Genomic DNA, 13,155 nt, shown 5'->3' with positions numbered 1-13,155 from the left:
GCGCCACCCACTCTCAATGTCAGCTAACGCCATGTCAGATAACGACGAACTGCAGCAAATTGCGCATCTGCGCCGTGAATACACCAAAGGCGGCCTGCGTCGCCAGGATCTTCCCGCTGAACCCCTCGTGCTTTTTGAACGCTGGCTGAAACAGGCCTGCGAAGCGAAACTTGCCGACCCAACGGCGATGGTTGTCGCAACGGTAGATGAAAACGGTCAACCGTATCAGCGTATCGTATTGCTCAAGCATTATGACGAGAAAGGGCTGGTGTTCTATACCAACCTTGGCAGCCGCAAAGCGCATCATCTGGAAAACAATCCGCGTATCAGCCTGCTGTTCCCGTGGCACATGCTGGAACGTCAGGTGATGGTGACCGGCAAAGCGGAACGTCTCTCGACGCTGGAAGTGGTGAAGTATTTCCACAGTCGTCCGCGTGACAGCCAGATTGGCGCCTGGGTATCAAAACAGTCCAGCCGCATTTCCGCCCGCGGCGTGTTGGAAAGTAAATTCCTCGAGCTGAAGCAGAAGTTCCAGCAGGGTGAAATCCCGCTGCCGAGCTTCTGGGGTGGTTTCCGCATCCCGATTGAGCAAATCGAATTCTGGCAGGGGGGCGAACATCGCCTGCACGACCGCTTTTTATACCAGCGCGAGAATGGCGGCTGGAAAATCGACAGACTGGCGCCGTAATCCCCGAAATTTGTTGATTTAAGCGCTAGCGCACACCGCGCTTGCGCTTTATTCTATGGTCCTTTCGCATCAGGCGAAAAGTCGTGTACCGGCAAAGGTGCAGTCGTTTATACATGGAGAATTTGATGGCAAGCAGTAACTTGATTAAACAATTGCAAGAGCGGGGCCTCGTGGCCCAGGTGACGGACGAGGAAGCGTTAGCAGAGCGACTGGCGCAAGGCCCGATCGCGCTCTATTGCGGCTTCGATCCCACCGCTGACAGCTTGCATTTGGGGCATCTTGTTCCATTGTTATGCCTGAAACGCTTCCAGATGGCGGGCCATAAGCCTGTTGCCCTGGTGGGCGGCGCGACCGGTCTGATTGGTGACCCAAGCTTTAAAGCCGCTGAGCGTAAACTGAACACCGAAGATACCGTGCAGGAGTGGGTCGATAAGATCCGCAAACAGGTTGCACCGTTCCTCGACTTCAACTGTGGCGATAACGCCGCGATTGCCGCGAACAACTACGACTGGTTTGGCAGCATGAACGTGCTGACCTTCCTGCGCGACATCGGCAAGCACTTCTCTGTTAACCAGATGATTAACAAAGAGGCCGTGAAGCAGCGTCTGAACCGTGACGACCAGGGTATCTCCTTTACCGAGTTCTCCTACAACCTGCTGCAGGGGTATGACTTTGCCTGCCTGAACAAGCTGCACGGCGTTTCCCTGCAGATTGGCGGTTCTGACCAGTGGGGTAATATCACCTCCGGTATCGACCTGACCCGTCGCCTGCACCAGAATCAGGTCTTTGGTCTGACCGTTCCGCTGATTACCAAAGCTGACGGTACCAAATTTGGTAAAACCGAAGGCGGCGCGGTATGGCTCGATCCGAAGAAAACCAGCCCGTACAAATTCTACCAGTTCTGGATCAACACGGCGGATGCCGATGTTTATCGCTTCCTGAAGTTCTTCACCTTTATGGATATTGAAGACATCAATGCGCTGGAAGAAGAAGACAAGAACAGCGGTAAAGCGCCACGCGCGCAGTACGTGCTGGCAGATGAAGTGACCAAACTGGTTCACGGTGAAGAAGGTCTGGCCGCGGCAAAACGCATTACTGCAAGCCTGTTCAACGGTACCCTGAGCGATCTGAGCGAAGCGGACTTCGAACAGCTGGCGCAGGACGGCGTGCCAATGGTTGAGATGGAGAAAGGGGCTGACCTGATGCAGGCGCTGGTGGATTCTGAGCTGCAGCCTTCCCGCGGTCAGGCGCGTAAAACCATCGCCTCAAACGCGATCACCATCAACGGTGAAAAGCAGGCTGACCCGGAATACACCTTTGTTGATGGCGACCGTCTGTATGGCCGCTACACCCTGCTGCGTCGCGGTAAGAAAAACTACTGCCTTGTCTGCTGGAAATAATTAACAGTCTCGAGGGGCGTGGGAAACCACGCCCCTTTTGTTTTTTCAGGGTTTGGTAAGCATAAAATGAAGAACATCCTCGCCATTCAGTCCCACGTTGTTTTTGGACATGCTGGCAACAGCGCTGCGGAATTCCCGATGCGCCGCCTCGGCGTCAACGTCTGGCCCCTCAATACCGTTCAGTTCTCTAACCACACGCAGTATGGCAAATGGGCCGGCTGCGTGATGCCGCCTTCGCACCTCACCGAGGTGGTGCAGGGCATTGCCGATATCGACCAGCTCAAGCGCTGTGACGCCGTATTGAGCGGTTATCTTGGTTCAGCGGAGCAAGGGGAACATATCCTCGGCATCGTGCGTCAGGTAAAGGCTGCCAACCCGTCGGCAAAATACTTCTGCGACCCCGTTATGGGCCATCCGGAGAAAGGCTGTATCGTGGCGCCAGGCGTGGCAGAATTCCACGTTCGCCATGCGCTGCCCGCCAGCGATATCATTGCGCCAAACCTGGTCGAACTGGAAATTCTCTGCGAGCATCCGGTTAACAGCGTAGAAGAGGCCGTAAGCGCGTCACGCGAGCTGATCGCGCAGGGGCCTGAGGTTGTGCTGGTAAAACACCTCGCGCGCGCAGGGCTAAGCCAGGATCGCTTTGAGATGCTGCTGGTGACGAAAGAGGATGCCTGGCATATCAGCCGCCCGCTGGTGGATTTTGGCACGCGTCAGCCGGTGGGCGTGGGCGATGTGACCAGCGGGCTGCTGCTGGTGAAACTGCTTCAGGGTGCAACGGTGAGGGACGCGCTGGAGCACGTTACGGCAGCGGTGTACGAAATTATGATTGCGACGAAAGAGATGCAGGAATATGAACTGCAGGTGGTCGCGGCACAGGATCGTATCGCGAAGCCGGAGCACTATTTCAGCGCAACCCAGCTTTAAACGATGCCAGGTGGCGCTGACGCTTGCACGGGTCTACGGAATTCGTAGGCCGGGTAAGCGTCAGCGCCACCCGGCAACACAGTCTGCTCGGTTAATTCAACCCTTCCGCTTTCAGCGCTGCAGCCACCGCAGGACGTTCAGCCACGCGTTTCATATACGATGCAATGTGGTCTAACCCTTCCAGATTCAGCTTAACCGCACGTGCCCAGCGCAGCACGGTGAACAGGTACGCATCAGCGATCGTGAAGCGCGAGCCGCCAATCCACTGTTCGTCTTTCAGCGATTCGTTAACGTACTGCAGCTTTTTCTCCAGCAGGGCGCGCAGGGTCGGCTTAAACTCTTCCGGCGTATCCGGGCGGAACAGCGGCGTAAAGCCTTTGTGCAGCTCGGTGGCAATGTAGTTCAGCCATTCCAGCGTTTTATAGCGAGAAATGGTACTGACCGGGGCCAGCAGCTGGCGATCGGGCACGCTATCGGCCAGGAACTGCATAATCGCCACGCCTTCGGTCAGCAGGGTACCGTCATCCAGCAGGAGCGCCGGAACCTGTCCTTTCGGGTTAATGGCAAGAAAGTCATCGCCGTTTTCCAGACGTTTTTTCATCAGATCAACGCCATCCAGCGTGAAATCTTTGCCGCTCTCGCGCAGGGTGATATGGGAAGCAAGAGAGCACGCGCCCGGTTTGTAGAACAGTTTCATCGGTAACTCCTTTTCGCTGAGGTTTCAGCTATGTTAGTGCGCAAACGGATAAAAAAAAAGCCGCTAATCAATTAGCGGCTTCTGGTCAGTCGTTTCTCACGGATTTCACGCAGTAGCAGTTTTGGTCGCCTTAGCGGTCTTGTCGTCGTCCTGAGTCATGCGATTCAGTTTCGGTGCGGTCAGCAGCATCAGAGCGGCAATAACGGCAGTCGCGATACCAATCTGCATGAACACGGTACCGTAGACGTTCAGGGAAACCAGTGGGTCAGTGACGTTTTCCGGCACGGCCATCAGGTTCGCAATCTTACCGGCGATAATTGCTGCACCGGCAGTGGTCAGGAACCAGCTACCCATAATGAAGCCCATCAGACGCTGCGGAACCAGCTGTGCAACCATTGCCAGACCCAGACCAGAGATCATCAGTTCGCCGATAGACTGCAGCGCGTAGCTCAGGATCAGCCAGTTAACGGATACGATACCGGCGTCGGTAGCAAATTTGGTACCCAGCGGCAGCACCAGGAACGCGCCGGAGCACAGCACCATACCGATAGCAAACTTGTGCGGCATTGGCAGGCGGTCGCCCATCTTGTTATAGATCGCGGCCAGAATCGGGCTACCAATCATGATCCAGAACGGGTTCAGTGCCTGATACTGCTCCGGTTCGAACGCGATGCCCAGAATAGAGTGCTCGACGTTACGAATGGCGAAGAAGTTCAGAGAGGTTGGCATCTGGCTGTACAGCACGAAGAAGATAATCGCTTCCAGCATCAGAATGAACGCCACGATCATCTTACGACGGGCGGCACCCTGCATAGCGAATGCTTCTTTCGCGAAGATAACCACGATACCCAGCGCCACAACGCCCAGAACGGCACGTGCGATACCCTGGTTGTGCAGCAGCCAGGTAGCGATGGCCGCCAGGACCACAACGCCTACGATGGTCGCCAGCAGTTTGCCCATATGCACAGGCTCGAAGTCTGGTTTTGAACCGTAGTTTTTAACCCAGCTGCGGCAGAACAGGAAGTTCACCACGGTGATCAGCATACCGACGAAGCTCAGTGCAAACGCCACGCTCCAGCCGAATTTTGCTGCGAGCCATGGGGTTGCCAGCATCGAGAAGAACGAACCGATGTTGATGGACATGTAGTACATGGTAAATGCACCGTCCAGACGCGGGTCATCTTTGCTGTAGCAGGTAGAGAGCAGGGAAGACGGGTTCGCTTTGAACAGACCGTTACCCACGGCGATCGTGGCCATGCCCATATACACGACAGCGGCATCATGCCCTGACCATGCTACCAGTCCATAGCCAATCGCCAGAACAATGGCGCCCAGCATGATGACGCGCTTAGTTCCCAGAACTTTATCACCCAGCCAGCCGCCGATAGCAACCAGACCATAGACCAGGGCACTGAAGGAGGAGAACAGCGTGATGGAATCGGCTTCGGACATACCCAGCTGTTTCACCAGGTAAACCGCCATGATCCCTTGCAGGCCGTAGTAACCAAAACGCTCCCATAACTCGATAGAGAAGATGAGATAGAACGCTTTAGGTTGTTTAAAAGCGTTCAGACTCACGCTTTCATCTGTTGGTTTATTGTTTGCAGTCGACACATATACCTCTTTTTTTACATCCCATATTAACGGGGGTGTTCATAGCGTGATGGCCGTAGTCCATACGCCTTATAGTTATATTGGGAGGAGAAACGGCGGGTAATGTTCACTATCCTGCCCCATCTGGCAATACGTTTGTAATAATCTGTTACATATATCCTGAGTGGTATAATCGTCGGTTCATGCAAATGTTATTCAGCGTTAAATTTCATACGCTGAGTAAAGGTAGTTTTTTCGACTGGTAATCACCAGTCAGTACGGGCTATTGGCGATATGTTCTGCTATTTGCCGCTTGTGGCAGTGATATAGCCCATATTCTGAAAAATAGCTGGTCTTATCGTCGGCAAAGAAAGAGGAGTGTCTTGTCAGATAAAGGGTTTAGGTCGATTTTGACAACAAAAATACAACATGAAGTTATCAGGGTGATCGCGATCACAGATGTATAGAAATTTTCGGCTATGAAAAAACTATTAACCTGTTTCAGCGTTAAAGGGCCGAATAAGTGACAGGTGAGGCGAAACGAAAGGCGAACAAATAACGGTCAAAAGAAGAGCGCTTGAAAGCCCTTCTTTAGCCAGGGGATTGAGATGCCTCAGGGGTACACTTTTTCTTTGTATTCGCAGAGATCTTCAATAATGCAGGAGCCGCAGCGAGGCTTACGGGCAATACACGTGTAACGACCGTGCAGAATCAGCCAGTGATGGCAATCAACCTTAAATTCTGCCGGAACCACTTTCAGCAGCTTCTCTTCGACCTGCTCGACATTTTTTCCCGGCGCGAAGTTGGTCCGGTTAGACACGCGAAAGATATGCGTATCGACGGCGATAGTGGGCCAGCCAAACGCGGTATTGAGTACTACGTTCGCGGTTTTACGACCCACGCCCGGCAAGGCTTCCAGCGCAGCGCGGTCTTCCGGCACTTCGCCTCCGTGCTGCTCCAGCAGAATTCGGCAGGTCTTGATGACGTTCTCGGCTTTGCTGTTAAACAGGCCGATGGTTTTGATATAGGACTTCACGCCTTCCACGCCCAGCTCCAGCATGGCCTTCGGCGTATTGGCGACCGGATAGAGCAGGGCGGTAGCTTTATTGACGCTCACGTCGGTAGCCTGTGCAGAGAGCAACACGGCGATCAGCAGCTCAAACGGGGAGGTAAAATTCAGCTCCGTCGTCGGGTGCGGGTTCTCGTCCCGCAGACGGGTCAGGATCGCAATGCGCTTTTCTTTATTCATGAGGCCTTCTCGGGTGTCCCTTCCAGAACGCTGCGCTCAGCCGCGCGGCGCTTACGTTTCTCATCAATCAGGTATTTTATCGCCAGCATCATGCCAAGACCAATAAACGCGCCAGGCGGCAGCATCGCCAGCAGGAATGGCGTATCGGTGTGGAACACTTCAATACGCAGCGCTTTAGCCCAGCCGCCCAGCAGCGCATCAGCGCCGTCGAACAGCGTACCGTTGCCGAGGATCTCGCGCAGCGAGCCCAGCACGAACATGGCGCAGGTGGCACCCATGCCAATAGAAAAACCGTCCAGCGCCGACATGGCCGGACTGTTTTTCACCGCAAAGGCTTCCGCACGCCCGACCACGATACAGTTGGTGACGATAAGGGGAATGAAGATCCCGAGCGACTGGTACAGACCGAACGCGTAGGCGTTAATCAGCATCTGAACAATACTGACCACCGATGCAATGATCATGACGTAAATAGGAATACGAATTTCCGACGGCGTCCAGCGGCGCAGGGCAGAGATGGAGAGGTTGGTCAGGGTCAATACCAGCGTGGTTGCCAGACCCAGACCGAGCGCGTTGGTGGCGGTGGATGTCACCGCCAGCAGTGGGCACATCCCCAGAAGCTGTACCAGCGCGGAGTTGTTCTTCCACAACCCCTGGACAATAACCTCTTTAACCTGGCTCATGATTACTCCTCACAGGCCGGAAGATTGTTGATTTGCGCGGGCAGCGTTTCAGCGTACAGCCCGGCTCGTTTTACGGCATTCACCACCGCACGTGGGGTGATGGTCGCCCCGGTGAACTGGTCGAACTCGCCGCCATCTTTCTTCACCGCAAACGCGGTATCACCTTCGCCATGGATCACTTTACCGGCAAAGTGCAAAATCCAGTCGCTCAGACGGGTTTCAATTTTATCGCCAAGACCCGGCGTTTCATGGTGTTCCGTCACGCGGGTGCCCAGTATGGTGCCGGAAAAATCACTGCCCACAAGCAGCTGAATGGCACCGGAATAGCCGTCAGGCGCCGTCGCTTCCATCACCGCGCCAACCGGTTTATCCCCTTTGCGGGCAATAAAGAGGCGGTGCGGGCCTTTCCCAAGCTGCGGCGCGTCTACCACAAAGCAGCTTTTTTGCAGGTCGTTATCGTAGAATTCCGCCGGGATCACCTGATCGAACAGCGCCTTTTGCTGCTTCGAGGCCTGCTCTTCGATGGTCGTTTTGGTCAGCGCATTAACCAGCGCCGTCAGCCCTGTCAGGACCGCGGCGAAGACAGCCAGCGTGACGCCGTGTTTTTGCATCGTTTTGAACATGGCGAGACCCTTAGCGATGACCGTACACGCGCGGACGCGTGTAATAGTCGATGAGCGGAACGGTAATGTTGGCAAGCAGGACGGCAAAAGCCACGCCGTCCGGGTACCCGCCAAAGCTGCGGATGAGCCAGACCAGCAGGCCTGCCAGCGCGCCGAAGATCAGGCGCCCGCGGTTAGTCGTTGAGGCCGTCACCGGATCCGTCAGGATAAAGAAGGCACCCAGCATGGTCGCCCCGGAGAGCAGGTGCAGCTGCGGGCTGGCCAGTGATTCAGGAGAGAATACCCAGCCCAGCGTGGCGCAGACCGCCAGCGTCACGAGGAAGCTGACCGGAATATGCCAGCGGATGGCTTTCTGCTGCAGCAGGAACAGGCCGCCCAGCAGATACGCCAGGTTGACCCACTGCCAGCCAGCTCCCGCCAGTACGCCGCTGTAGATGGCGGATTTCATGATCTGCTCAACGCTGTGCCCGGCATGCAGGGACGTTTTAAAGGTATCAAGCGGCGTCGCCTGGCTGATCCCGTCCACGCCCATGCGCAGCGCGTTCATATCCGCACCGAGTGCCGTATGACCGGTAAAGATCACGTGCAGAGCATCCATGAAGCCCGGAACCGTGGCCGCAATCTCGTGCGGTGGCAGCCAGCTGGTCATCTGTACCGGGAAGGAGATCAGCAGCACCACGTAGCCAATCATCGCCGGGTTAAACGGGTTATGGCCCAGTCCACCATACAGCTGTTTGGCAATGATCACGGCAAACACGGTGCCGAGGACCACCATCCACCATGGGGCAAACGGCGGGATACTGATCGCCAGCAGCAGCCCGGTCAGCAGCGCGGAGTTATCGGCCAGAATGCGGGAGACCGCCGCCTTGCGCAGCTTAAGGACAAGGGCTTCCGCCGCTAAGGCGCTGGCACAGCCCAGGATTATCTGGAACAGGGTTCCCCAGCCGAAAAACCAGCACTGAACGGCAATGCCCGGCAGCGCCGCCAGGCAGACCAGCATCATAATGCGCGATGTCTGGCGCTGATTGTGGGTGTAAGGGGAGCTTGCGATTCTGAAAACCATTTAATCCTCGTTAACTGCTTGCTGTGCGGCTTTCTTTGCCTGAACGCGCGCAATGGCGGCGGCGACGGCGGCTTTGCGCGGGTCATCGTTGGCGGCCTGCGGTTGCTCATCCTGCTGCGCCGCTTTGCGTGCTTTAGCGCGGGCAATCGCCGCTTCGACGGCGGCTTTACGCGGATCGACCGGCGCGTCGGGTTCTGCGGTTGGCGTCTGCTGCGCCGCTTTGCGGGCTTTGGCACGGGCAATCGCTGCCTCAACGGCCGCTTTGCGAGGGTCGACCGCTTCCTGCTCAACCACCACGTTCTGTTCGCCGGCTTTGCGCGCTTTGGCGCGGGCTATCGCCGCCTCAACGGCGGCTTTACGCGGGTCGATCTCCGTCTCTGCCTGGCCCGTTTGCGCTTTTTCAGCCTGACGGGCGCGAGCCTGAGCTTTACGCGCTTCACGCGCCGCAATGGCTTCGCTGTTGTCCGGCTTCTCGCCGGCCGAGATCACCACAGGCTGCGCCGCGGTCGCTTTTTTCTCGCGAACGCGGGCCAGTGCGGCATTAATCGCATCCTGATCTTTCTCGCCGGGCTGAACGGCGGCCTGCTTATGGCGCTCCTGACGGGCGATTTTTTCACGCTCCAGTCGCGCCTGGCGCGCTTCAAAGCGTGCCTTGGCTTCCGCCGCGCGTTTTTCTTCCATGGAGATGGCATAAATTTCCGCCTTCTCCTGGCGGAAATACTGCACCAGAGGAATGTTGCTAGGGCAGACCCAGGCGCAGGCGCCGCATTCGATGCAGTCGGCCAGGTTATGGGCTGTCGCCTTGTCGTGCAGCTGGCCTTTGCTGTACCAGTACAGCTGCTGCGGAAGCAGATCCGCCGGGCAGGCGTCGGCACAGGCGCTGCAGCGAATACAGCCTTTTTCTTCCTGCTCTTCACCCATCTCGGTCGGGGAAGGGGCGAGCAGGCAGTTGGTGATTTTGACTACCGGCACATCGAGCCACGGCAGGGTAAAGCCCATCAGCGGGCCGCCCATGATCACCATCTGGTCGCTGGACGGGCAAAACTCAGCCTGCTCCAGCAGGTGACGCACCGGCGTACCCAGACGCGCCCAGACGTTGCCCGGACGAGAGACCGCTTCCCCGGTCAGCGTTACCACGCGCTCGGTCAGCGGCTCGCCGTCGATCACCGCGCGCTTCACGGCGTACGCGGTCCCGACGTTCTGCATCAGCACGCCGATATCTGAAGAGCGTCCGCCGTGCGGAACCTGCTTACCGGTGAGAATTTGCGTCAGCTGTTTAGCACCGCCAGAGGGGTATTTGGTCGGGATAACGCGCAGGCTAATATCGTGACTGCCCGCCAGCACGGCGCGCAGCATTGATATAGCCTGCGGTTTATTGTCTTCGATACCAATCAGCACTTCTCGCGGCTGCAGAATGTGCGCGAGGATGCGGATGCCTTCCACCACCTGGGCGGCGCAGTCCTGCATCAGACGATCGTCGGCGGTGATGTACGGTTCGCATTCGGCGGCGTTGATAATCAGCGTCTGAATGTTATCGCCACCGCCGCGCAGCTTGACGCCGGTCGGGAAGCCTGCGCCACCCAGGCCAGCAACGCCGAACTGATGAATGCGTTCGATAAGCGCCTCGCGGCTGCGGGAGCGGTAGTCACTCCAGCCATCGCGGTCGATCCAGCGGTCTTCGCCGTCGGCTTCAATAATCACGCTCAGCTCTGCGAGCGCTGACGGATGCGCCACCGTATGAGGCGCGATAGCGACCACCTTACCGGAGGTGGGGGCGTGCACCGGCAGCATACGTCCGCGACCAAAGGTCAGCGGCTGGCCGCGAAGAACCGTATCGCCTTCTTTCACGCACAGCTCACCCTCAGCGCCAATGTGCTGCTTGAGCGGCATGACGAAACGGGTCGCCAGCGGAATTTGACGCAGCGGCGTGCCGTTAGACTGGGTTTTCATCTCCGGTGGGTGAATACCGCCGTCAAAGTCCCAAATCTTCTCTTTTCTGAAAGCAGAAAATAACTTAAGCATGTTGTTCCACAGGAATATTGCGAACCGGAATGGTCTGAAGATCCCATTTCCAGCTTTCGGTAGTCGTTTCAACCGGGCGCAGCTCGATACATTGCGTCGGGCAGGGGGCTACGCAGAGGTTACAGCCGGTGCACAGGTCCGCCACCACGGTGTGCATGGCGCGCGTTGCGCCAACAATGGCGTCGACCGGGCAGGCCTGAATACATTTGGTACAGCCGATGCAGTTCGCTTCGTCGATCACGGCCAGCGCGCGGACCGGCTCCTGCACGTCCGCGTCGCCATCAACCGGCTGCGGATCAACGTTAAGCAGGGCTGCAATTTTCAGCATGACTGCTTCGCCGCCGGGGGCGCAGCGGTTAATTTTTTCGCCCTGGATGCCTACCGCTTCAGCGTAAGGGCGGCAGCCCGGGTAGCCACACTGCCCGCACTGGCTTTGCGGCAGAAGCTCATCAATTTTCTCAACAACGGGATCGTCCTCTACCGCGAAACGGCGGGAGGCGTAACCCAGGATAAGGCCAAACACCAACCCCAGGACGCTGATAGAGGCGATGGCAATCCAGATAGCATTCATTACAACTTCACCAGACCACTAAAGCCCATAAAGGCCAGAGACATTAAACCGGCGGTGACCAGCGCAATCGCGTTACCGCGGAAGGGCGCAGGAATATCCGCTGCTGCCAGGCGCTCGCGAATAGAGGCAAACAGCACCATGACCAAAGAGAAACCGACAGCCGCAGAAAAACCATACAGCGCCGATTGCATAAAGTTATGACCCAGGTTGATGTTCAGCAGCGCCACGCCGAGAACGGCGCAGTTAGTGGTGATCAGCGGCAGGAAGATACCCAGCAGGCGATAGAGCGCCGGGCTGGTTTTGCGCACCACCATTTCGGTAAACTGCACCACCACCGCGATAACCAGAATAAAGGCCAGCGTACGGAGATAGGTTAACCCCAGCGGGATGAGGATCCAGGTATCAATCCACCATGCGCAGATGGACGCCAGCGTCATGACGAAGGTCGTCGCCAGCCCCATACCCATTGCCGTTTCCAGCTTTTTGGAAACGCCCATAAACGGGCACAGGCCAAGGAACTTCACCAGAACGAAGTTGTTAACCAGCACGGTGCCGACAAAGAGCAGTAAGTAATCGGTCATTATTTAGCCTGAAATAAAAAAGCCGCCTATTATCGGACAAACCCAGGCAGGCGACAACAGGTTATCTGTAGGGTTATTACGGGTTCACGAAGGTGTTTTTCACCCGCGTCGAACGCTTGAAGTAGGGCACCAGCAGCGCCGCGGCCAGCAACGGGAAAAGCAGCTGACGAACGGCCAGCGCGTCTGAAACGGGCGAAAAAGCAAACGCCTTCACCGCCAGCAGGACCGAAACCAGCAGCCAGATAATGTAGTGCTTAGGCACATTCTTACGGCGCTTAAAGAAGGCGATGGTCAGCCACAGCGTGTAGTACCACATCCCGATCGCGAAAACGAACGACACAAACCACAAAGCAATATTAAGCACGCTTTGCGACAACAGGGTCTGAATGGCGTGAGGGGTAATCAGTGCGGTGGTATAAAGCAGCAGCGCAAGTGATGCGCTTAATAAGGCAACCAGCAGCCATGCCAGTGGGGCGATTAACCAGCCTCCAATGCGTTCTCCAGGCGTTGCGGTCATGAACTCTCCCATAATCTGCGCGAAATGTTGTACAGCCAGTTGGCAGGGCGGAGAGTATATAACATTTCGCGCGGATGGCTACTTTCTTATAAAACGTAACGCCACACGGACTTTGGCACTTCGCCGACGTTGAACAAACGGCCACCGGAGACCAGCTCCGCACGGCGATGGTCAGCGGCGCGATACATATTAATGATTTCCTGATTATCCGACAGGGTGTAGTTCAGATGGTCAAACAGTTTTTCCAGGCTCTCAAGCGAATTGATCTTGCGAAATTTTAATAAATAGTCCTGAACTGTCATATTAATAAGTTTCCATATAAAAGTGAGTAATACCAGTTAAGGTAATTCGTTCGAATAATAAACGGATTAATAAAGACGTAAACAGCCCACTCAGGTAACGCGACGAAATTAGGAGTTTTCTTTGCTGAAATTCAGGCATCAGACGATGCCTGGAAGAGAAGGTTAACCGTGTTCACCAGGGCTGGCAATAAGTAACTGACATATTATGTCACTCTTTATTGCAGTAACCGGTTACTTAG

The 13,155-nt window shown here is 56.2% G+C and carries 14 protein-coding genes; 3 read left to right on the top strand and 11 right to left on the bottom strand.

Annotation, left to right across the window (positions count from 1 at the left end):
- The first annotated feature begins 31 nt into the window (after positions 1–31).
- The 3 genes from pdxH (at position 32) to pdxY (ending at position 3,015) form a co-directional block, all read left to right on the top strand.
- Complete coding sequence (gene pdxH, locus N6P30_RS10065; protein WP_008500575.1) at positions 32–688, top strand: pyridoxamine 5'-phosphate oxidase; 657 nt, start codon at positions 32–34, stop codon at positions 686–688.
- Positions 689–813: 125 nt separating this feature from the next.
- Positions 814–2,088 carry a tyrosine--tRNA ligase gene (tyrS, locus tag N6P30_RS10060; RefSeq protein WP_008500574.1) on the top strand — a complete coding sequence of 425 codons (1,275 nt, stop codon included), beginning with the start codon at positions 814–816 and terminating at the stop codon, positions 2,086–2,088.
- A 66-nt stretch (positions 2,089–2,154) separates the two neighbouring features.
- Positions 2,155–3,015 (top strand): pyridoxal kinase PdxY, encoded by an 861-nt coding sequence (pdxY, locus tag N6P30_RS10055; protein WP_023292624.1) that lies wholly within the window; start codon positions 2,155–2,157, stop codon positions 3,013–3,015.
- 91 nt (positions 3,016–3,106) lie between these two features.
- Here pdxY and gstA read toward each other — a convergent pair whose 3' ends face one another.
- From gstA to ydgT, 11 genes are all read right to left on the bottom strand, one after another.
- A complete protein-coding gene (gene gstA / locus N6P30_RS10050) occupies positions 3,107–3,712 on the bottom strand; it encodes a glutathione transferase GstA (RefSeq protein WP_008500572.1) in 606 nt (201 codons plus the stop codon).
- A 105-nt stretch (positions 3,713–3,817) separates the two neighbouring features.
- Positions 3,818–5,326, bottom strand: coding sequence for a dipeptide/tripeptide permease DtpA (dtpA, locus tag N6P30_RS10045; RefSeq protein ID WP_008500571.1), 1,509 nt, complete (start codon positions 5,324–5,326; stop codon positions 3,818–3,820).
- Between the two features lie 592 nt (positions 5,327–5,918).
- Positions 5,919–6,554: an endonuclease III gene (gene nth, locus N6P30_RS10040; protein ID WP_008500570.1), complete on the bottom strand. Its 636-nt coding sequence runs from the start codon at positions 6,552–6,554 to the stop codon at positions 5,919–5,921.
- Positions 6,551–7,237: an electron transport complex subunit E gene (locus tag N6P30_RS10035; protein WP_008500569.1), complete on the bottom strand. Its 687-nt coding sequence runs from the start codon at positions 7,235–7,237 to the stop codon at positions 6,551–6,553. Before N6P30_RS10035 ends, nth begins: the two co-directional genes overlap by 4 nt.
- 2 nt (positions 7,238–7,239) lie before the next feature.
- Positions 7,240–7,860, bottom strand: coding sequence for an electron transport complex subunit RsxG (rsxG, locus tag N6P30_RS10030; protein ID WP_023292623.1), 621 nt, complete (start codon positions 7,858–7,860; stop codon positions 7,240–7,242).
- A 10-nt stretch (positions 7,861–7,870) separates the two neighbouring features.
- Positions 7,871–8,923 carry an electron transport complex subunit RsxD gene (gene rsxD / locus N6P30_RS10025; protein ID WP_008500567.1) on the bottom strand — a complete coding sequence of 351 codons (1,053 nt, stop codon included), beginning with the start codon at positions 8,921–8,923 and terminating at the stop codon, positions 7,871–7,873.
- Positions 8,924–10,945 carry an electron transport complex subunit RsxC gene (rsxC, locus tag N6P30_RS10020; protein ID WP_023292622.1) on the bottom strand — a complete coding sequence of 674 codons (2,022 nt, stop codon included), beginning with the start codon at positions 10,943–10,945 and terminating at the stop codon, positions 8,924–8,926.
- Positions 10,938–11,516 (bottom strand): electron transport complex subunit RsxB, encoded by a 579-nt coding sequence (gene rsxB / locus N6P30_RS10015; RefSeq protein ID WP_008500565.1) that lies wholly within the window; start codon positions 11,514–11,516, stop codon positions 10,938–10,940. Before rsxB ends, rsxC begins: the two co-directional genes overlap by 8 nt.
- Positions 11,516–12,097 (bottom strand): electron transport complex subunit RsxA, encoded by a 582-nt coding sequence (gene rsxA, locus N6P30_RS10010; protein ID WP_008500564.1) that lies wholly within the window; start codon positions 12,095–12,097, stop codon positions 11,516–11,518. Before rsxA ends, rsxB begins: the two co-directional genes overlap by 1 nt.
- Before the next feature lie 76 nt (positions 12,098–12,173).
- Entirely contained in the window at positions 12,174–12,614 is a 441-nt protein-coding gene (locus N6P30_RS10005; protein ID WP_021241142.1) for a DUF2569 domain-containing protein, read from the bottom strand.
- A gap of 86 nt (positions 12,615–12,700) precedes the next feature.
- Entirely contained in the window at positions 12,701–12,916 is a 216-nt protein-coding gene (ydgT, locus tag N6P30_RS10000; RefSeq protein ID WP_006174966.1) for a transcription modulator YdgT, read from the bottom strand.
- Between the last annotated feature and the right edge of the window lie 239 nt (positions 12,917–13,155).

This window comes from Enterobacter sp. PL1, assembly GCF_945957325.1.
In the GTDB taxonomy this organism is placed as follows: domain Bacteria; phylum Pseudomonadota; class Gammaproteobacteria; order Enterobacterales; family Enterobacteriaceae; genus Enterobacter; species Enterobacter roggenkampii.
This window is presented reverse-complemented; position numbering and strand designations above follow the sequence as displayed.